Source organism: Siminovitchia sp. FSL W7-1587 (genome assembly GCF_037963795.1).
Classification (GTDB): Bacteria; Bacillota; Bacilli; order Bacillales; family Bacillaceae_C; genus Siminovitchia; species Siminovitchia thermophila.
In genome coordinates this window covers 1,825,900-1,847,548 of record NZ_CP150169.1, presented here as the reverse complement: position 1 = coordinate 1,847,548, position 21,649 = coordinate 1,825,900, and the positions used below count along the sequence as shown (strand labels likewise).

The following is a 21,649-nucleotide window of genomic DNA, read 5'->3' as shown; positions in this document are numbered from 1 at the left end:
GATAGACAACTCATGCGGATACAAGCTCCGATGGATAATGGAAGAGTGAGTCTACGGCGGATCGAAACATGGTTTATCCTGGATAGAAAAGGAGTCAAGCAGGACAAATCGTGCTTCATCCAGAATCAGAATACATTACTCAGACTCTGCCCATAAAAATGTTTGAATATATGGCTGCGGGAATTCCAGTTAAGATTTCCGTTATGAAAAAAATTGACGCGAATGTGGTATTTGTGTCGATCTATTAAATCTAGAAGAAATTACCGACGCCATCCAACGGAGGAGATGGGGAACAACGGAAAAAGGGCAGAACAAAATGCAATTGGGACAATGAAAGCAACAATGAGCATATAAAAAGCTTCTGTTGGATCTGAGTGGAAGGCAATCCCTTTTTGTAAGGGACTGTGGCAGAAGGTGCAAGCCATTGTGGCCGTACATATAGAAAAGCCGGTCAGAATTTATCTGCCCGACTTTCCCTTTCCTATGCATCTGCGATAAAATATTCCTTCAAGTATGTAAACCATATTTCATGTCCTTTTTCATTTGGAGCGCTTTGATCCTCCAATAAATAGGAGCGCAATTGTTCATTTTCCACAGCTGGCCATTTGGCCCAGTGATTCAAAAATGGCAAGTTGTTATCCCCGGCGAACTTTTCCAACGCTTCTACTTCCAATGGATAGTACGTAGCGTTATGGATCGGGTGCGGTGGCTGCAAGATAACGACAGCCCCTTCCTTTTCCTTTTGAACAGCGGATATAAAGGAGCGAATGTTTTCATGGCTATCTTCTGCTTTAACGCTTCCATTATCATTTAATGTGAATGGTTCAAATAAAACGATATCAGGTTGGAATTTGGCAACTTCTTTGTCATGGCCGGAAGCTATAAATTGATCCGACTGCTCTTCATGTTGGAAAATTTTCACATCAAGTGTATCCCCGTATGTATCAGCCAATACATTTTGCAGTTGAACAGACCAGCCATTTGCTTCCTCGCCTAGCGCTTTGGAGCCGACAATAGCCAATTTCAATGGTTGTTTGTTCAACATGGCTTTTTCAAAAGCGGCTTGGGCATTCTCTGGCCAGTTCGCAGCTTTTGCCAATTTTTCTTCATCGGTCTTGCTTTCTCCAGCTTGCTTTTTTTCTTTTGAAGTAGACGACGCTGCGTCCTTTACGGACGTTTTCTCAACATTTATGGAAGTGGTCTTATGTTTCCAATATGTATGCCCTGCAAATAAAAATATAATGGATATGATAACTGCTATAAAAGTAAAAAACCTTCTCATACTAAGCCCCCTACAAAAAATAGTAAGATTTTCCAAAATATGCCCTAGCATTTTTACATTATACGACATATAATCGTATATAGTTGTGAATTTAGACAAAAAACTTTACTATTTACATATATCATATAACAGATTTAACCAGGAGGAAACTATGGAAGAAACTATAAGCTTAAAGGAACTGATGGCAACACTGCGAAAGCGGATAAATCTCATCGTGCTTGTCACGTTAACGGCCGTCGTACTAAGTGGAGCTGTCAGTTATTTTGTTATGACGCCCATCTACCAATCTTCGACACAATTACTTGTTAACCAGGCAAAAAGCGACCAGCCTGTATACAATCCCGCAGAAATTCAAACCAATTTACAATTAATTAATACATATAACGTCATTATCAAAAGCCCGGCAATATTGGAAGATGTTATAAACGATTTGGATTTGCAAATGACGGTGAGTCAACTGAATGAAAAAATAACCGTTGAAAGTGAGAAAGACTCGCAGGTTGTAAATGTAACTGTGGAAGATCCCGATCCGAACAACGCAGCGGAAATTGCCAATAAGATTGCAACTGTTTTTCAAAAAGAAATAGCCAGTATTATGAATGTAGACAACGTCAGTATTCTTACAACTGCTGAAGTAAGCGAGAATCCAACACCAGTTAAGCCTAAGCCTTTGCTTAATATTGCTATTGCCTTAGTCGTTGGCCTGATGGCGGGAGTAGGAATCGCCTTCCTCCTAGAATATTTGGACAACACGGTAAAGACGGAGCAGGATGTAGAGCAGTTATTGGGCCTTCCTGTCTTGGGAGCCATAGCCACTTTTGAGGAACAAGACATGAAAAGACCCTCGAGATCAACGAGAAATACGAGGTTAAGGAGTGAAACCGTTGGCTTTAAATAAGAAAAAGGCTGGGAAACCGGCCAGAAGACAGCTCATTACAAGTTTAAATCCAAAGTCACCGGTCTCTGAGCAATACCGGACAATTCGGACGAATATTTTGTTTTCTTCGATCGATGACGAAATTCGCTCCTTGATGGTTACTTCTTCCGGCCCGGGAGAAGGGAAGTCTACGACAGTGGCTAATTTGGCCATCGTTTTTGCCCAGCAGGGGAAACGTATATTGCTTGTGGATGCTGATATGAGAAAGCCGACCGTCCATTATACATTTGGTGTAACGAATACTTTCGGATTGACGAATGTGTTGGCGCGGCAAATGGAGTTGCAAGAGGCCGTAAAATCCACATCTGAAGAACTGCTTTTCGTACTTACATCTGGTCCCATACCGCCCAATCCGGCAGAACTATTGAGTTCACGCGGAATGAAGCAGTTTTTTGAAGAAGCTTTAAACGAATACGATTTGGTTATGTTCGATACGCCTCCCGTATTGGCGGTGACGGATGCTCAAATTTTGTCGAATCAATGCGATGGCACGATCCTTGTCATTTCTAGCGGCAAAACGGAAACGGAGTCGGCTCAGAAAACGAAAGATCTGCTGGAAGCAGCACAAGCAAAAATTCTAGGTGTTGTATTAAATAATAAAAAAATGGATAAAAACGATAATTATTACTACTATGGAACGAAATAGCATTCGGTAAATCTGCGTATTTACTTGGAAATCATGCATCAGTAATATAAACTTAAGATGATTATATCTATTTTATAAGGGGTGAGCCAAATAATAGATATACATTGTCATATATTACCAGGAATAGATGATGGGGCTGCGGACTTTACGGAAAGTTTGGAAATGGCCAAGGCCGCAGCCAAAGAGGGGATTAAAAAGATCATCGCTACTCCGCATCACCGAAATGGAAGTTACGATAATTATAAAGACGAGATCATTCATAGAACAAAAGAGTTAAATGATTACTTACAGTCCGAGCAGGTAAAAGTGGAGATTTTGCCCGGGCAAGAAACGAGAATATATGGCGAAATGGTTGAAGACTACGAAAAAGGGGAGATTCTGACACTTGCGGAAGTATCGACTTATGTGTTTGTCGAATTTCCTTCCGGAAATGTTCCCCGCTATACAGAACAACTGTTGTTTGACCTGCAAATGAAAGGTGTAACACCGGTCATTGTCCATCCAGAAAGAAATGCGGAGCTGATTCAGCAGCCGGACAAATTGTATCAGTTTGTAAAAAACGGCGCAGCGACTCAAGTAACGGCAGCAAGCGTTGTCGGCTACTTTGGGAAAAAAATCCAAAAATTTACCGAAGATCTGATTCAAGCAAATTTGACACATTTTATCGCTTCTGACGCGCATAACACAACGACAAGAGCTTTTAAAATGGAGGAAGCCCTTGAAGTGATCAATGCCAAATTTGGCTCGGATATCCTTTTTATGTTGATGGATAATTCGGAACTAATCGTGGATGGTAAAGACATTTTTCGCGAGATTCCAGAAAGGGTTAGGAAGAAAAGGATATTTGGCCTTTTTTAGACCTTTAGCACAGTAACCTAACAGGATTATTCGGTGATGTCTCCTTTCCGTTATCAATGGAGGCACTCGGCCATGCCGTGGGTACGAGTATAGCTCTGCCTTAGACGCCCGTCGTCAGGGGCATGGTGTGAGGGTGGGTTAGATGCCCACATCTTTATATATCTTTTGTTAAGAAAATGTAAATGTTAAATGTCTAATGAAAGGGCATAAGTCAATGTGTGCGCTTTCATTAGATATTTATTTTTTCTGAAAGGACTGTCTGCGAATTGAAACAAGTAAGAAAAGCGATTATTCCCGCTGCAGGGTTGGGAACGAGGTTTCTTCCAGCAACAAAAGCGATGCCAAAGGAAATGTTGCCAATTGTCGACAAACCAACTATTCAATATATTGTAGAAGAAGCAGTTGCTTCCGGCATCGAAGATATTATTATAGTGACCGGAAAAGGCAAGCGAGCAATCGAAGACCATTTTGACCATGCTTTCGAATTGGAACAAAACTTGATTGAAAAAGAAAAATACGACCTGTTAGAGAAGGTAAGATTCTCTTCCAACTTGGCCGATATTCATTATATACGCCAAAAAGAACCGAAGGGATTGGGTCACGCTGTTTGGTGTGCTCGCAGTTTCATTGGAAATGAACCTTTTGCAGTCTTGCTCGGTGATGACATAGTTCAAAGCAAGATACCATGTTTGCGCCAATTAATTGATCAGTATGAAGAAACATCCTCCTCTGTTATCGGGGTTCAGCAAGTTTCAGAAGATGTTACACACCGTTATGGTATTATCGATCCAATTAACCAATCTGGGCGTCTATATCAAGTAAGTAATTTTATTGAAAAACCGAAACCAGGAACAGCACCATCCAATTTGGCCATCATGGGTCGTTATGTATTAACACCTGAAATCTTTATGTTTCTTGAAAAGCAAGAAAAAGGTGCTGGTGGAGAAATTCAATTAACCGACGCTATTCAGCAGCTTAACAAAATTCAAAGGGTTTTTGCTTATGATTTTGAAGGGAAACGATATGATGTCGGGGAAAAGTTGGGGTTCGTCAAAACAACTTTAGAATTTGCTCTTCAAAATGAAGATATTAAAGAAGAGCTAACCACCTATTTACAAGAAAAGCTTAATGGGATATTGGTTACGAGGTGAAAAAATGAGTAAAAATGAACCAGATTTCAGTTCATCTTCCTATATTCCTCAAGTCATAATGGATGAAAACAGTGCCTCTGTATCGCAGGGGTACTTATTTGTTAAGCGATTAATTGATATTTTAGGGGCGTTAATAGGACTATTGTTATCATTTCCTTTATTTTTAATTGTTAGCATAATGTATTTATTTGGTGAAGCAAAAGGCCCTATCTTCTTTAAGCAAAAAAGGTATGGAAAAAGTGGGGAACTTTTTAATATTTATAAGTTTAGGTCAATGGTAGTAAACGCCGATGACAAGCTCAAGCAAAATAAGGAGCTTTATCAAAAGTATATAAAAAACAACTATAAATTAGAGCCGGAAGAAGACCCAAGAATAACAAAGCTTGGCAGGTTTTTAAGAAGAACTAGTTTGGATGAGTTACCTCAGTTAATTAATGTATTAAAAGGAGATATGAGCTTAGTGGGTCCGCGACCGGTCGTTCAAGAAGAATTAAGAGAATATAATAATAAAGCTAGTGATTTTTTATCTGTAAAGCCAGGAATTACGGGATATTGGCAGGTATGTGGAAGAAGCAGTGTTGGATATCCCGAAAGAGTAAATTTGGAATTACATTATGTTTATAACCAGTCTTTAATATTTGATATAAAAATATTAATTTTAACCATATGGATAGTCATTTTAAAAAAAGGTGCTTATTAGGCATTAAGTCGTTAAGGCATCCAACGAGACCAGTGGTTTTTGATTTTGGGAGGCATTTGTTCTATGTATGATTATTTAATAGTAGGGGCGGGACTGTTTGGGTCTGTTTTTGCTCATGAAGCTTCTAGAAGAGGGAAAAAGTGTTTAGTTATCGATAAACGAGACCATATAGGAGGAAATATCTATACTGAAAAAATAGAAGATATTAACGTTCATAAGTATGGAGCACATATTTTTCATACTAACAACAAAGAAATTTGGGATTATGTGAACCAATTTGTCGAATTTAATAGATATACTAACTCACCAATTGCTAATTATAACGGTGAAATTTACAATTTGCCATTTAATATGAATACATTTAACAAATTGTGGGGAGTGGTGACACCTAAAGAAGCTAAAGAAAAAATTGAAGAACAAAAAAGAGAAGCAGGGATCACAAAGCCCAGAAATTTAGAAGAACAAGCAATTTCTTTAGTTGGTACAGATATTTATGAAAAATTGATAAAGGGATATACAGAAAAGCAATGGGGAAGGCCTGCAACGGAACTTCCTGCATTTATTATTAAGAGACTACCTGTAAGGTTTACATACGACAATAACTACTTTAATGATAGATATCAAGGAATACCAATTGGTGGATATAATGTCATAATAGAAAGAATGCTGGAGAATTGCGACGTTCAATTAGAAACAGACTTTTTTGCAGAAAGAGAGCAATTAGAGAAAGAAGCAAACAAAATTGTATATACTGGCATGGTAGATGAGTTTTATAATTTTAGGTTTGGGGTTTTAGAGTATAGAAGTTTAAAGTTTGAAAATAAGATATTAGAAACTGATAATTATCAAGGTAACGCCGTGGTAAACTATACAGATAGCCAGACGCCTTATACAAGGGTAATAGAGCATAAACACTTTGAATTTGGAACACAGGATAAAACGGTTATCACAAGAGAATATCCAAAAGAATGGAAAAAGGGTGATGAGCCATACTATCCGATCAATAATGAAAAGAATAATCAGCTATTTAGGAAATATAAGGAATTGGCCGATCAAGAAGAAAATGTGATTTTTGGTGGCAGATTGGCCAACTATAAATATTATGATATGCATCAGGTTATTGGGGCAGCGTTGACTAAAGTTAAAGAGGAATTTAATAAATGAGTGATATAAAGATTCTTGTTGCTACACATAAGAAATATGATATGCCTATTAGCGACATTTATTTACCCATCCATGTAGGTAAAGAGGGTAAGGAAGATTTAGGTTTTATAGGAGATAATACAGGAGACCACATCTCTTATAAAAACCAAAACTACTGTGAATTAACAGCACTATATTGGGCATGGAAAAATCTTGATTGTAAGTATATTGGACTTTCACATTATAGAAGGTATTTTACAAGTGCAAATTTATTAAAACGACTTTCGGATAAAAAGAAGTTCGAGTTAATTCTTAAAGAGAATGAAGTCAAGGCATTATTATCTGAATACGACATCATTTTACCAAAGAAAAGAAATTACTTTATCGAAACAGTATGGTCACATTATAAAAACGCTCATCATATCGAGGATTTAGAAGAAACAAAAAAGATTTTAGTTGAACAGTATCCAGAATACATCGAGAGCTTTAATCATGTAATGAAAGATAAGAGTCTACATCTGTATAATATGTTTGTTATGAAAAAAGAAAGTTTCGATAGTTATTGTCGATGGCTTTTTGATATTCTCTTTGAATTGGAAAAACGCATAGATATAACAAGTTATGACGACTATCAAAAAAGGATCTTTGGCTTTATAAGTGAAAGATTGTTTAATGTTTGGATTAATCAAGCGAAAATACGATCTATGGAGGTACCAGTTATAAATTTAGAAAAAGTCAATTGGCTTGACAAAATAGCGAATTTCATAAAAAGAAAGGTTAGCTAGTTATGAGAAATTCATTAACAGGTATCTTTTTCCCTTTTTTATTAACATTAATGTTTTTCTTTAATGATAAATCAAGTAATTATAAAGATTATATAATAATAATAATATTCTTAGGATATCTGATCTTTCTATATTTTAAAGAAAAAAGATATCTTATGAAATACAGTTATATTATCTTTTATATAACTACAAATATCTTGGGAGTATTTATTATTGAAATAGGATCTTTTTATTTAACGGAGTTAGATATATATTCATTTAAAGTAAATTCGTTATTGTTATTAGTTTTAGTTCATGTCATATTTATGGAAACTATCAGGCTATTAAATCGAGATAATCCAATAAAAGATATTACTTTTATAGACTCTTCCTATATTTTAATTGGTAAGAGGAAGATAAATAAACTTAGAGTAATAGAGCTTTTATTAGTGATTATTTTTATTATGTACCTTGTTCTTTTTTTAAATGTAGCAAATAAACCATTTTTCTTGGTGCAGTTAGATAGATTTTTGTATCAAGAGCAATACTTATCTAATTTGGAAGAAAAGATAGGAAACTCCTTCTTGTATTTAAGCCCCCTAATAAGTATTTATTTATATAAAACTAAAAGCAAAAAAGTGTATTTATTATTAGGGATCGTTTCTCTATACTTTTTTTGGATAGGTCATAAGTTTTCTTTTTTCCTAAACATGTGCTACATTGTTTTTTTACCCTATTTGTGGTATGGGTCTTACAAAATTCTTAATAATATTTTGAGAAAAAGTATGTTACTGATTGTGGTATTAATTATTATTATCTCCTTCCAAAGCTCTATAGTTTATAAACGTGATTTTAATGAAAATGCTGAGTATTTAAAAATGAGGTTGGCACAGCAGGGACAACTTTGGTGGGCAACTTATAGCGTTACGAAAGAAGGCGATAATAATATTGACAAGTTAGACGATGAACTAAGAACTTTTTATAAATTTAGCAACTCAAAAGAAGAAATTTATAACTCAGGAATATATAAAATAATGAAACTAACCACTCCATACGATATATTCCTTCGGAAAGTCGATGATAAAAACAGTAGATATGCCTATTCTACACAAGCTAGCATCTATTATTATTTTAAAGCTTCAGGGTTAATTATATTTTCTTTGTTTACAGCGTTCTTCTTTTATTTAATAACCAAAAAACTAACGGAAAGCATTGTTAATATAAATATAGTTGAAGCAATTTTATATGCCAGACTTTGGCTAATATTTGGAAGAGTATTAATGCAATCAGACTTTAATAAACTGTTTTCTGTAGAAGTATTATTTATTTTACTCATTCTTATGATTCTTAAGTTAATAAAAAGAAATTATGTCACCAATAAGAAAATCATCAAACAAACTCAGCTCCCACTAATACGGCAATCATCAAATAATCTAAAATATAAAATTGCGGAGAAGCATCTATGAACTTTTATATTTGTTCTACGCCCTATCATATTTTCATCAGTCTTTGTCATTTATACTCCGATGTTAGGAAAGGAGTATTTTATCTTACAACGCACGATTCAAATTCGGAACAACTATTTGTTCTTTTGAAAGAAAGATTAAATAAACTTGAAAAAGTTGAAGATGTTATTATTAGGAAAAGAAGCAAATTGATGGAGCGACTTTTAATAGAGGAATGTAAGGATCGCATTTTATTTAATAGAGTGAAAAAACACTTAAACAATAATTCTACGGTATTCCTTTTCCCGTGGAACCCGTATTCACTTTATACCATATCGAATTATATCTACAAAAAAGCTAAAAGTGTTATTTTTTTAGAGGATGGGGCTAACTTATTCCTCTACCCAGAACCAAGCAAGTTAAATTTGTTTGTAAAAAAATATCTTTATAGAATTAGTACAGACTTTTACTTAGATAAAAGGCTAAAAAAAATAATGGTTCAGTATCCAGAAAGATATCCTAAGCACCTTTTTGAAAAGCTTGAGTATCTGGATCTAAAGCCAATGTTTAACCACTTGAATAATATGGAAAAGGATCTTATTATCGGTGTGTTCTTAGAAGAAAAGAAAGCAAACATGTTATTAGATTTTAAACAGAAAGACAGCATTATTATTCTTACACAACCTCTGTCAGAAGATGGTTATATAACAGAAAAAGAGAAGATCATGTTATATAAGGATATTATCGATACGCATAAAGAGTATCAGATTGTAATAAAGAAGCATCCTCGTGAAAGAACAGTTTATGGAATAAATGAAATTATTGAATTAGATGGTTCTTTTCCTAGTGAAATTTTTTCAATGCTAGATATTGGATTCAAAAAAGCAGTAGGAGTCTGCACAAGTGCTATTTCTGGTATAAATGCCGAGGAAAAATATAATACTGATGAGAATTTTTTGCAGAGGGGAAAAAATAATGACAAAGCCATATATTCAAATCGGAAATAGAAAAGTTGGAGAAGATTATAGACCACTAGTAATTGCCGAAATTGGAATTAACCATGAGGGAAGTCTCGAGGTCGCTAAACAGATGGTAGATGCTGCGTATTCTGCAGGAGCTGAGGTGGTAAAACATCAAACTCATGTGGTTGAAGATGAGATGAGTCAAGAGGCTAGGAAGGTAATACCTGGAAACACCGATGTGTCTATCTATGAAGTGATGGAAAGATGCGCTCTTAATGAGGAAGACGAAATAGCCTTAAAAAAATATGTGGAATCTAAGGGTATGTTATTTATAAGTACTCCTTTTTCGCGTGCGGCTGCTGATAGGTTAGAAAAAATGGGGGTATTGGCTTACAAGATTGGATCTGGCGAATGTAATAATTATCCATTAATTGAACATATAGCTTCCTTCGGAAAGCCCATGATTGTTTCAACAGGGATGAATGATCTAGATAGTATTAGCAAAACAGTTGAAATACTTGAGAGAAAAAATATACAATATGCCCTCTTACATTGTACAAATATATATCCGACCCCACCCCATTTAGTGAGGCTGGGTGGTATGCAAGAATTACAAAAAGCTTTCCCTCGAGCAGTAATCGGCCTCTCAGATCACACTGTTAATAACAATGCCGCTTTAGCGGCAACAGCATTAGGGGCATCTATATTAGAAAGACATTTTACTGACAGGAAAGATAGACCTGGACCAGATATATTATGTTCTATGGATCCAACAGAGTTAAAAGATTTAATTGTTGCGAGTAAAGAAGTTGCAGAAATGAGAGGCGGAAAGAAAGAAGCAGCATTAGAGGAAAAAGTAACCATTGAATTTGCTTTTGCAACTGTCGTCACTACTAAAAATTTAAAAGCTGGCGATGTCTTAACAAAAGATAATATTTGGGTTAAAAGGCCTGGGACTGGTGAGATAAAAGCTGAGCATTATAATTCGTTAATAGGTAAAAAGGTAACTAAAGCTGTTGAATGTGATACTCACCTTTCATGGTCTGATCTAGAGAATGCTTAGTTGAAAGTATAATTTTAGAATTGTTGAGGCGGTTATATGAAAAGAATTCTCTTTTTAACAGGAACTAGAGCAGATTATGGGAAAATTAAATCCTTAATGAAGAAAGTAGATAGTAGTCCCAATCTTGAACTTCATATATTTATTACAGGTATGCATATGCTTTCAAAATATGGCTCAACATGGAAGGAAATCGAAAAGGACGGCTTTCGAAATCTGTACCAGTTTGTGAACCAACAAACAAACTCCAAAATGGATATAGCATTAAGCAATACTATTTTAGGTTTAAGCAATTATGTTCATGAATTCAATCCGGATTTGATTGTTGTACATGGAGATAGGCTAGAGGCTCTGGCTGGCGCGATTGTGGGGGCTTTTAATAATATAAAAGTTGCTCATATAGAAGGTGGAGAGGTTTCTGGTACTATTGATGAATCTATTAGGCATGCCATAACAAAATTCTCTCATATCCATTTAGTTAGTAATGAAGAAGCGAAAAAAAGAATTGTTCAATTGGGAGAACTAGAAAAAAACATTTTCGTTATTGGTTCACCTGATATCGATGTCATGATGTCAGAGGATTTGCCGACTATCGAAAAGGTTAAAGAAAGATATGAAATTGAATTTGACAACTTTTCTATATTAATGTATCACCCTGTAACAACTCAAGTAGATCGACTACGTGATAATATTAAACACTTGGTAGATGCAGTTATCGAAAGTAACAGAAATTATGTTGTCATTTATCCAAATAATGATGAGGGTAGCAATATTATTTTAAATGAATACGATAGGCTTCACAACAATGATCGTTTTAAAGTTTTCCCTTCAATGAGATTCGAGTATTTTTTAACTTTATTAAAACATTGTGATTTTATTGTCGGTAATTCAAGTGCCGGAATAAGAGAAGCTGGGGTTTATGGTATCCCTTCCATTGATATAGGCAATAGACAGTTAGGAAGATATAATCCGAAGGTCTCCAAAAATATTGTTCATGTCGAGGAAGATAAATATGAAATTCTTAGAGCAATCAATTGTCGGGAAGGATCAAGGTTGTTTAGTTACACATTTGGTGATGGTAAAAGTGATGAACGATTTTTAAATATCTTAGAAAATGAAGACATATGGGATTTAGATATCCAGAAGCGCTTTATTGACATTAATATTATTGGTGATAAAGCTTATGTTTAATCATAAAACTTTTTTAGCAGTCATTCCGGCAAGAAGTGGAAGTAAGGGAATTCCAGGAAAAAACATCATCAAAGTAAATAACAAGCCTTTGATTCAGTATACAATTGAGGCAGCAAAGAATTCTAGATATATAGATAAAATTGTAGTCTCTACCGAAGATTCTTTAATTGCAGAAGTATCTATTAATTGTGGAGCGGAAGTCCCTTTTTTAAGACCGACACATCTAGCAAGTGATACTTCAAAAACAATTGATGTACTTATACATGTTGTTGAAGAGTTGAAAAAAAGGGGTTCTAGGTATGATTACATCGTTCTTTTACAGCCAACACAACCGCTAAGGCTCAGTCAACATATTGATGAGGCAATCGAGATGATTATTCAGAAACAGGAAGAAAGTTTGGTGAGTATTACAGAAGTTTCGGAACACCCTATATTAATGAGAACAATAAATGAAAGTGGAGAGACTAAAAATTTACTAGAATTGAATAGTACTTTAAGAAGGCAAGATTTCCCTAAATTTTATAAAGTAAATGGTTCAATCTATATAAATAAAATTAATGATAATTTCAACTCGAAAACCAGTTTGAATGACAATAAGATTGGCTACATTATGGATAAAAAGTATGATATTGACATTGATGAACCATTTGATTTAGAGGTTTTACAGCTGTTACTCAATGGAGGACGGACTTTTGAGTAAAGGTAACGGAATAAAATCATCTCTATTCGGCTCCGCGGGAATATACATGATTACTCAAGTTTTGAATGCGTCAATTCCATTTTTATTACTGCCAGTAATAACCAGGTATCTCTCCCCCGAAGAGTTTGGTATTTATTCAATGTTTAAAGTTGTATCGGGTCTGGTATTTTCAATAATAGGTATTGGGATAAACGGTGCTATAACAAGAGTATACTATGATAAAAACAAGGGGGAATTAGCCAGATACATAGCTAATTCCTTTTTGCTTGTTACTATAAATTCAATACTGATGTATCTTGTGTTTGGGTTATTTACTGACTTTATTAGCGATAAGACTTATATTCCTAACAATTGGTTATGGACTGTAATTCTAGTTTCCTACGGAAAAGTAATATTTCAAGCTACTTTAGTTATATGGCAAGTAGAAAATAAACCTTTTACTTATGGTGCCTTTCAAATTCTACAAACTACATTAAATTTCACTTTGAACTTATGGTTTATTATTTCTTTAAATTTAAATTGGACTGGTGCAATATTAGCAGAGACTATTGCATTCTTTGGATTTGGAATCTTGGGTTTCTTCTTTTTGTTAAAAAATAAGTGGTTAAAATTTAAGATAAGCATACAAGATATAAAACATATAATATCGTATGGATCACCCTTAATTCCTCATGTAGTCGGGATGTATGTTATAACAGCCAGTGATAGGTTTTTGATAACTGCATTAGTTGGAATTTCTGAAACAGGATTATACACGGTAGGCTACCAAATAGGTATGATTATCATGATATTGCAAGATTCCTTTAACAAGGCGTGGGTTCCTTGGCTTTTTTCAAAGCTTAAACAAAACAATGATTTTCTAAAGATAAAAATTGTTAAATTCACTTATATATATTTTGTAATAATTATTTTAGCAGCCCTAATTTTATACGCTTTGTCTCCAATCATATTACAAATTATGGCTGGACCAGCTTATCAAAACGCTAGTCAATTTATATTATGGCTTGGATTAGGCTATGCATTTAACGGAATGTATAAGATGGTTACAAACTATATTTTCTTTGATGGAAGAACGTATTATTTAGCTACTATTACATTTATTACTGCTGTCATTAATATTTTGATAAGCTACGCTTTAATTAAACTTAATGGGCCTATAGGAGCGGCTCAAGGTACAGCTATAAGCTATTTAATATCCTTTTTTCTAACTTGGTATTTTTCCAATGTCGTTTATAAAATGCCTTGGTTTAATCTTAGGCAAAAAAGTAATTGAATAGCTTTACTTTGTTTGGAAGGAGTCTATTAATTGATATTAGTTGTCGGTGGAGCGGGTTATATAGGAAGTCATTTAGTAAAAGAACTGGTGGAAAAAGAACAAGTAATCGTTTTAGATAATCTTTCAACCGGTCATCGTGAGGCAGTTGATCATCGAGCAGTTTTTTTTCAAGGTGATTTGGGAGATGAGGAAAATCTAGAGTTTGTGTTTTCAAAGTACCCAATTAAAGCGGTCATGCATTTTGCGGCAAATAGTTTGGTAGGGGAATCAGTAATCAATCCAATGAAGTATTATGAAAATAATGTTTCTTCTACACTTACTCTTTTAAGAGTAATGCTAGATCATAATGTTAACAATTTCATTTTTTCCTCGACAGCTGCTACATATGGAGTTCCGAATGTCGATATTATAAATGAAACTATGCAAACTTTACCTATAAATCCGTACGGAAGATCAAAATTAATGATTGAACAGATTCTTCAAGATTACTCAAAAGCATATAATCTAAACTATACCGTATTAAGGTATTTTAATGCAGCAGGAGCTGATGAATCTGCACATATAGGGGAGAGCCATGAGCCGGAAACTCATTTAATTCCCGTAATTCTTCAGCATTTGGCAGGAAAAAGAGATAAAATTTCCATATTTGGTTCAGATTACAACACACCAGACGGTACTTGTATTCGGGATTATATTCATGTTACAGATATAGCAAATGCTCATATCCACGCATTAAATTCTTTGCTTAATGGAACAAATAAAACGGCAATATACAACCTTGGGAATGGGCTTGGTTATTCGGTCAAGGAAATAATTGAAACTTGTGAGACAGTAACAGGATTAAAAGCAAATGTTGAAATAACTGATAGGCGCGAGGGAGATCCAGCAATTTTAGTAGCATCTTCCCGAAAGATATACGAAGAGCTGGGGTGGAAGGCAGAGAAGAATTTAAAACAAATTATTGAAAGTGCATGGAATTGGCACCAAAATCAAAGGTATTAAAAACTATTGATAGTAAAAATAACAATGATTATCAATTAGTTCAATTAGTTTTAGATAAGATATAGGTCTACCAACGGTATGGTTGGGGTTGAAGAATTAAGAATTGTAATACTAAGCAGTATATTATTGATATGTGCAGGGACGCTTGGCGCTTCGAATTAACTAACGATACATAGTTTTTAGCCGGAGGTGAGGGATTGTCTTATATCCACTTTGACTATTCGAAGACCCTTTCTATTTTGGAAGAACAAGAGATGATATTATTTCAGGAGTCAATAGCACAAGTCCACGGTGAATTACACCGTCAATCAGCTCCAGCAGAGGATTTTTTAGGTTGGATAGATTTGCCACAACAGTATGATCAGGTGGAGTTTGACCGCATCTTGTGGGCCGCTGAAAAAATAAAAAGTGATAGTGATATATTGCTCGTGATTGGTGTTGGCGGCTCGTATTTGGGGGCGCGTGCAGCTATTGAGATGCTAAACCATAGTTTCCGTGATATCCTCTTGAGTGACAAGCGATCAGCGCCTCATATTATATTTGTAGGGCATACGATCTGCTCTGCATTTCTAGCAGATGTCATCGATATTCTCGTAGGCAAAGATTTCTCCATCAATGTGATCTCGAAATCGGGTACCACGACTGAGCCGGCGATTGCATTTCGGATTTTCCGGAAACTGCTTGAGGAAAGATACGGAAAAGAAGAAGCCCGAAAAAGGATCTATGCGACGACGGATCGGCAAAAAGGTGCGCTCAAAGCTTTGGCAGATACGGAAGGTTATGAAACGTTTGTCATTCCTGATAATATCGGGGGACGTTATTCAGTCCTTACAGCTGTGGGGCTGCTTCCGATAGCTGTGAGCGGGATAGACATTAGAATGATGATGAGCGGTGCGGCTCAAGCCATGGAGGATCTTGGAAAGCCCGAACTCATGCAAAATACCGCCTACCAGTACGCGGTCATCCGCAATATATTATACAACAAAGGAAAAACGGTTGAGATGCTCGTGCATTATGAACCCGGGATGAAGTATTTTGCTGAATGGTGGAAGCAGTTGTTTGGAGAGAGTGAAGGGAAAGAAGGAAAGGGTATTTTTCCGGCTTCGGCCCAATTTACTACAGATTTGCATTCTATCGGACAGTATATTCAAGAAGGCAGACGTGACTTGTTTGAGACGGTTATCAAAGTCAAGGAGCCTCAGCGGGATATTATGATTGAGTTGGATGAAAGTGATTTGGATGGGTTGAACTATTTGGCTGGGCGTTCAGTGGATTACGTTAATATGAAAGCCTTTGAAGGCGCACTGCTGGCCCATACGGATGGCGGTGTTCCGAATATGGTGATTGAAATTCCGGAAATGGATGCCTATTCTTTTGGCTATCTCGTTTATTTTTTCCAAAAAGCATGTGCGATGAGTGGCAAGTTATTGGGTGTCAACCCGTTTGACCAGCCGGGAGTGGAAATGTATAAGAATAATATGTTCGCACTGCTTGGCAAGCCAGGTTATGAGGAAAAAAAGGCTGAATTGGAAGAGCGTTTAGAAAACTCTATTCCCACTCAAGTGTTATAAATAGCTCAGGAACATAGATCTTGAGTTTTATTTTTTTGGAAAGGATTTTGAACTTATGGCGTGGAGATCAAAGGTAGACCATTGGCTAAAGAAGCTGCCACAAGGTGAAGGTTTGCGGGACCAATTGGTTTCTCTTCTCGAAGATGAAAAGCATCTTGAGGACTGCTTTTATAAGGAATTGGAATTTGGTACGGGCGGGATGCGCGGTGTTCTTGGGCCTGGTACGAATCGGATGAACATGTATACCGTGCGAAAAGCGGCGGCCGGCCTTGCCCGATATATCGTCCAACAAGGAGAGGAGGCTATGGGGCGTGGTGTGGTCATCTCTTATGATTGTCGGCGCATGTCCCCGGAATTTGCCTTGGAAGTAGCGAAAACTGTTGGACATTATGGCGTAAAGGCCTATTTGTTTGATGAGTTGCGCCCAACCCCGTTTCTATCATTTGCTGTTCGGTATTTGAATGCTTATGCGGGTGTCATGATCACGGCGAGTCATAACCCGCCTGAATATAATGGTTTTAAAGTTTACGGCGAAGATGGCGGTCAATTGCCGCCGGAGGCGTCTGAAACAATTATCGGCTATATTCGTGAAATTGAATGTGAACTGACGTTGGAAGTGGCCGTTGAGAAAGATTTGTTGGAAAAAGGTTTGCTTACTTATATAGGCGACAATATCGACCGGGCTTATTTGGATCAGCTTGTTTCCATTCAGGTCAATCGGGATGTGGTTGAAAAAGCGGGGAAAGACTTGTCCATTGTATTTACCCCGCTTCATGGGACTGCCAATTGGCCGGTGAGAGACGGATTGGCCGCTTTTGGTTTCCAGCATGTCACGGTCGTGAAGGAGCAAGAGCTGCCGGATCCTGATTTTTCAACAGTAACGTCGCCAAATCCCGAGGAACATGCGGCTTTTGAATGGGCCATTCGTTACGGTGAAGAGGTTGGGGCGGACATCTTGCTTGGAACTGATCCGGATGCCGATCGTCTTGGCGTTGCCGTGAAAAATGGGGAAGGAAAGTATGTCGTCCTTACAGGCAACCAGACGGGGGCCTTAATGTTGCATTATTTACTTGAACAAAAAGTGGGCAAATTGCCCGATAATGGCATCATGATCAAAACAATTGTTACTTCGGAAATGGGCAGGGCGATTGCCTCCAGCTTTGGTGTAAAAACGCTCGATGTCCTGACAGGCTTTAAGTTTATTGGTGAAAAGATCAAGGAGTTTGAGCAGTCGAGAGAGCACACCTTCCTATTTGGATATGAAGAAAGTTATGGTTATTTAATAGGCGACTTTGTCCGTGACAAAGATGCTGTTCAATCCGCTGTATTTGTCGCAGAAGTTGCAGCTTATTACAAAGCCCAAGGAAAATCATTGTACGACGGTTTAATAGAACTGTATAAAAAATATGGCTATTATCAGGAATCACTCCAGTCGATCACTTTAAAGGGAAAAGATGGGGCCGAGCAAATCATCCGTATCCTGGAATCATTCCGGAATGACCCGCCAACAAGTATCAACGGCATTACGGTCATTGAGGCAGAGGATTATGAAAAGAGTGAGTGTTTCCATGTCGAAACCGGTATGAAGGCTCTCATACAGCTTCCCAAGTCCAATGTTTTAAAATTTAAATTGGGTGACGGCTCTTGGTTTTGTGTCAGGCCATCGGGAACTGAGCCAAAATGTAAGTTTTATTTTGGCGTGAAGGGTAAAACGATGGGCGAGGCTCATGAGAAGTTGAAAGCGTTGGAGAGCGCAGTGATGAATAGAGTAGAGGCTTTAGTAGAGAGTAAATGATTATATCCCGGGACCATATGGTTCCGGGTTCTTTGGCAACCTTTCAATTCATCCAAGACCAAATAAAAGAAATTGTTTCATAGGAGTGGGCGATATGAGTGATAAAAAACAAAGGCTTTTAAGAGAGGCATTGCAACAGATTTACCAAAAAGGGCAGGAAGAAGGAGCGTCGCTTAACGGATTGCTTGCTGAAGCAGGAGAGGTTCTCCGTCCTTTATTAAACAATAATCAGAACTAACCTGTATTTAAGAAAAATATAGGTAACATGCCAGGTAACAGCTGAGAAGCGGGGGATTTGTAAAACGACGCTGTCAATTTTCGCTTTCTTTTACCCTCTGTTCCTAATTAGCCCCTAAATGAACTTGGACAATAAGGGTAAAAAATAATATACTGCTTAATGTACCAAGGAGGCTAACAACATGACACGAAACAAACACTCCAAGGAGTTTAAATTACAAGTCATCAAAGAGGCCCAGGAGACAGGCAATAACAGCCTTGTTGCCCGCCGTTATGAACTGAATTCCAACATGGTATGCCGTTGGGTGCGGGAATATAAAGACGGAAAATATGGTGATGTTGATGTCGCTGTTTTACCAGATTTTGACCCGAAAGAAGTATCCAAGGAAAATGAAAAGCTTAAAACATTGCTTGGTGAAAAAGACCTTGAAATCGCGATTTTACGCGACATTATAAAAAAGAAAAACCCTCACTTGCTGAAAAAATTGAAGTAGCCGACCACTGGATTCAAAAAGGCTATTCTATTTCTAAGGTGCTAAAGGTCATAGGGATCGCTCGTTCCACCTATTATTACCAAAAGAACTACCGTGTGGAAGAGAAAAAAGTGAGTGAGGGACGTCCAGCACCAGGTTATTCCTTCACAGAAGACGGACGAAAAGTATCAGACGAACAAATCAAAGAATTCCTTCTGGAGGAAATTGCAGGCGATGGCTTCAACTATGGCTACCGCAAACTGACTAAGAGGCTTCGCCGCGAATATAGCCTTGTCATCAACAAGAAGAAAGTCTACCGGTTGTGCAAAGAGCTGGGTATCCTGCGTCCACAACGCAAAAAGAAGACCCAACACCCTAGGAAACTGGCACGAAACCGTACGATAACAGACTCAAACCAACTATGGGAAGCGGATATCAAATACGGCTACATCGAAGGGGAAGACCGGTTTTTCTTCGTCATGTCCATTATCGATGTATATGACCGTGGAATTGTCGCCTATCATAACGGATTAAGCTGTACAGCTAAAGATGCCGTCCAGGCACTTCAACAAGCATTGTTAAGACGCCAACAATTCAACGCAGCGATCAAACCAGTGATCCGAACAGACAATGGGCCACAGTTTGTTTCCCATACTTTTGAGGAATTTTGCGAAAAATACCATATGGAACATGAAAGAATTCCGCCAAGAACGCCGAATATGAATGCCCATATTGAATCTTTTCATCGAATTTTTGAAGATGATTGCCTCTCAAGGTGGCAGTTTGAAACCTATGCGCAAGCCTATGAAGCTGTCACGGATTTTATGGTCTTCTACAACGAAAGACGGATGCATTCAAGTATTTTGGACCTATCACCTCAGGAGTTTTACGAACAAAATAAGCATCATAAATTGGAAATCAAAGAGGTTCGCGTGTGATCGATTTGAGGGAGTCAGGGCCGATAGGAATCCTAGTCAGGCTACGAAAGGAGCCACAGCGCAGCTGCTTGCCATTTACCGCAGCGCCCGATTCTTAGTAGGCGGTGGAAGGGGTCGGGGCCCCGCCAACGAATACTTAGAATCGACTTGTCCGTGTTACCATCTGTTGCAGGCGAGCCTCTAGGCTTTTATTTTCGCTAACCTGCATGGATACCGCTACACGGACAAAAGCAAGGTCAATGGTGGCGGACAAGAAGCACAGAATCCAAAATCAAGAAATAGAGAGCTATTTTAAGAAAAAGATAGATTAAGAGTAACCATGTCCAAAATACGGGGGTTAATCCGTTCGAGCGATTCCTTTGCCGGTGAAAAAGGCTTCCGCATACTTCTTTCCATATAGTTTCTATGCCCATCCCGCCAATTGTCACCGTTGAAATATCCCGAATTTTTAAACCCAGTCGCTTTTCTTTGATTTAAAATACAATTTTTCACGACGGTACGCATTTGCAAGCCATTTTGATGTAGAGCTTCCTCAATGCAAAAAAATCCCCGGATGTTGAACTGCTCCAATAATTAGCCACCATCTAATCATTGGGGTCACCTCAATGTTCGGGGATCGCAATAAAAGAGAGGGTTATAGTCTGACAGCTTTCACTAAACGGAAGGTGACATTCTTACATTACAGGCATTCTGTCATAGTATTCCGGCCTTCGATGTCCAAAGCAAGGAATGCTTTCTCTGACAGCCTGGACGATATCTTCTTGGATGTCTGCTATGATCACTCCTTCTTGTTCTGATGCCCGGGCAATCACTGTTCCCCACGGATCAATGATCATGCTGTTCCCATAACTTTCCTTTCCGGGCAAGTAGCTTCCGAATTGACCGGCGGCTATGACGTAGCATTGATTTTCAATGGCCCTTGCTCTTACAAGTGCTTCCCAGTGGAGCATCCCTGTATATCGTGTAAATGCTGCCGGGATAAATAAGATTTTGGCGCCATGTAATGCATAATTTCTATAAAGCTCCGGAAAGCGCAGATCGTAACAAATACTCAATCCCGCTTTTCCGAAAGGGAGCTGAACCATTGTCGGATTTTCGCCGCTTTCAATCGTGTTTGATTCTTTGTATGAGGATATTCCTTTGATTTCAATATCAAATAAATGAATTTTTCGATATTTATTAAGGATTTTTCCTTCGGGATCAATGACAAAACTGGTATTATAAGATTTTTCCTCATTACACCTTTCGACTATGCTGCCAACGTGTATATAAAGGCGGTGTCGTTTGGCCAATTCTATGAACAATGTTGTGGTTTCACCCTCAGGTATCTGTTCGGCATGGGTGTTTTTCTCATGATCTTCTCCCAAAAAATTGCAATACTCGGGTAAAGAAACAAGCTCAGCCCCATTTTGAGCGGCTTGACTGATAAAACCGGAAATGGTTTGTAAATTTTTTTCTTTATCCGACTTGGAATTTAACTGAATGACTGCAACCTTCATGAATAGCTCCTCCTAAAAA

20 protein-coding genes are annotated in these 21,649 nt (G+C 37.4%); 18 read left to right on the top strand and 2 right to left on the bottom strand.

The window, feature by feature from the left end; all coding sequences use genetic code 11:
* Window positions 1-481 precede the first annotated feature (481 nt).
* A complete protein-coding gene (locus tag NST31_RS08555; RefSeq protein WP_339165035.1) occupies window positions 482-1,282 on the bottom strand; it encodes an SGNH/GDSL hydrolase family protein in 801 nt (266 codons plus the stop codon).
* A gap of 151 nt (window positions 1,283-1,433) precedes the next feature.
* Between NST31_RS08555 and NST31_RS08550 the strand changes: the two genes are divergently transcribed.
* From NST31_RS08550 to NST31_RS08465, 18 genes are all read left to right on the top strand, one after another.
* Window positions 1,434-2,180, top strand: coding sequence for a YveK family protein (locus NST31_RS08550; RefSeq protein WP_339165034.1), 747 nt, complete (start codon window positions 1,434-1,436; stop codon window positions 2,178-2,180).
* A complete protein-coding gene (locus tag NST31_RS08545; RefSeq protein WP_339165032.1) occupies window positions 2,167-2,865 on the top strand; it encodes a CpsD/CapB family tyrosine-protein kinase in 699 nt (232 codons plus the stop codon). Before NST31_RS08550 ends, NST31_RS08545 begins: the two co-directional genes overlap by 14 nt.
* 90 nt (window positions 2,866-2,955) lie before the next feature.
* Window positions 2,956-3,723 (top strand): CpsB/CapC family capsule biosynthesis tyrosine phosphatase, encoded by a 768-nt coding sequence (locus NST31_RS08540; protein ID WP_339165506.1) that lies wholly within the window; start codon window positions 2,956-2,958, stop codon window positions 3,721-3,723.
* A gap of 266 nt (window positions 3,724-3,989) precedes the next feature.
* On the top strand, window positions 3,990-4,874 hold the full coding sequence (gene galU, locus NST31_RS08535; RefSeq protein WP_339165030.1) for a UTP--glucose-1-phosphate uridylyltransferase GalU: 885 nt from the start codon (window positions 3,990-3,992) through the stop codon (window positions 4,872-4,874).
* A 58-nt stretch (window positions 4,875-4,932) separates the two neighbouring features.
* On the top strand, window positions 4,933-5,574 hold the full coding sequence (locus tag NST31_RS08530; RefSeq protein WP_339165505.1) for a sugar transferase: 642 nt from the start codon (window positions 4,933-4,935) through the stop codon (window positions 5,572-5,574).
* 63 nt (window positions 5,575-5,637) lie between these two features.
* Window positions 5,638-6,738: a UDP-galactopyranose mutase gene (gene glf / locus NST31_RS08525; protein ID WP_339165029.1), complete on the top strand. Its 1,101-nt coding sequence runs from the start codon at window positions 5,638-5,640 to the stop codon at window positions 6,736-6,738.
* Window positions 6,735-7,502 carry a DUF4422 domain-containing protein gene (locus NST31_RS08520; RefSeq protein WP_339165027.1) on the top strand — a complete coding sequence of 256 codons (768 nt, stop codon included), beginning with the start codon at window positions 6,735-6,737 and terminating at the stop codon, window positions 7,500-7,502. Before glf ends, NST31_RS08520 begins: the two co-directional genes overlap by 4 nt.
* A 2-nt stretch (window positions 7,503-7,504) precedes the next feature.
* Window positions 7,505-8,947 carry a DUF6418 domain-containing protein gene (locus NST31_RS08515; protein WP_339165025.1) on the top strand — a complete coding sequence of 481 codons (1,443 nt, stop codon included), beginning with the start codon at window positions 7,505-7,507 and terminating at the stop codon, window positions 8,945-8,947.
* Window positions 8,944-9,933: a polysialyltransferase family glycosyltransferase gene (locus tag NST31_RS08510; RefSeq protein ID WP_339165024.1), complete on the top strand. Its 990-nt coding sequence runs from the start codon at window positions 8,944-8,946 to the stop codon at window positions 9,931-9,933. The genes NST31_RS08515 and NST31_RS08510 overlap by 4 nt, the downstream gene beginning before the upstream one ends.
* Window positions 9,902-10,951 carry an N-acetylneuraminate synthase gene (gene neuB, locus NST31_RS08505; RefSeq protein WP_339165022.1) on the top strand — a complete coding sequence of 350 codons (1,050 nt, stop codon included), beginning with the start codon at window positions 9,902-9,904 and terminating at the stop codon, window positions 10,949-10,951. Before NST31_RS08510 ends, neuB begins: the two co-directional genes overlap by 32 nt.
* 36 nt (window positions 10,952-10,987) lie before the next feature.
* On the top strand, window positions 10,988-12,139 hold the full coding sequence (neuC, locus tag NST31_RS08500; protein ID WP_339165020.1) for a UDP-N-acetylglucosamine 2-epimerase: 1,152 nt from the start codon (window positions 10,988-10,990) through the stop codon (window positions 12,137-12,139).
* On the top strand, window positions 12,132-12,839 hold the full coding sequence (locus NST31_RS08495) for an acylneuraminate cytidylyltransferase family protein (RefSeq protein WP_339165019.1): 708 nt from the start codon (window positions 12,132-12,134) through the stop codon (window positions 12,837-12,839). The genes neuC and NST31_RS08495 overlap by 8 nt, the downstream gene beginning before the upstream one ends.
* Window positions 12,832-14,112, top strand: a complete 1,281-nt coding sequence (locus NST31_RS08490; protein WP_339165018.1) for an oligosaccharide flippase family protein — start codon at window positions 12,832-12,834, stop codon at window positions 14,110-14,112. Before NST31_RS08495 ends, NST31_RS08490 begins: the two co-directional genes overlap by 8 nt.
* A 33-nt stretch (window positions 14,113-14,145) precedes the next feature.
* Entirely contained in the window at window positions 14,146-15,117 is a 972-nt protein-coding gene (gene galE / locus NST31_RS08485) for a UDP-glucose 4-epimerase GalE (protein ID WP_339165017.1), read from the top strand.
* 197 nt (window positions 15,118-15,314) lie between these two features.
* Entirely contained in the window at window positions 15,315-16,688 is a 1,374-nt protein-coding gene (locus tag NST31_RS08480) for a glucose-6-phosphate isomerase (RefSeq protein WP_339165016.1), read from the top strand.
* Between the two features lie 55 nt (window positions 16,689-16,743).
* On the top strand, window positions 16,744-18,483 hold the full coding sequence (locus NST31_RS08475) for a phospho-sugar mutase (RefSeq protein WP_339165015.1): 1,740 nt from the start codon (window positions 16,744-16,746) through the stop codon (window positions 18,481-18,483).
* 94 nt (window positions 18,484-18,577) lie between these two features.
* The gene (locus NST31_RS08470; protein ID WP_339165013.1) at window positions 18,578-18,721 is read left to right on the top strand and encodes a hypothetical protein; all 144 of its coding nucleotides are present in this window, start codon (window positions 18,578-18,580) and stop codon (window positions 18,719-18,721) included.
* A 181-nt stretch (window positions 18,722-18,902) separates the two neighbouring features.
* A protein-coding gene (locus NST31_RS08465; protein WP_212951973.1) for an IS3 family transposase occupies window positions 18,903-20,131 on the top strand; the annotation gives its coding sequence in 2 pieces (ribosomal slippage) (window positions 18,903-19,191 and window positions 19,191-20,131; 1,230 coding nt in all).
* Between the two features lie 674 nt (window positions 20,132-20,805).
* Here NST31_RS08465 and NST31_RS08460 read toward each other — a convergent pair.
* A complete protein-coding gene (locus tag NST31_RS08460) occupies window positions 20,806-21,630 on the bottom strand; it encodes a carbon-nitrogen hydrolase family protein (protein WP_339165012.1) in 825 nt (274 codons plus the stop codon).
* Between the last annotated feature and the right edge of the window lie 19 nt (window positions 21,631-21,649).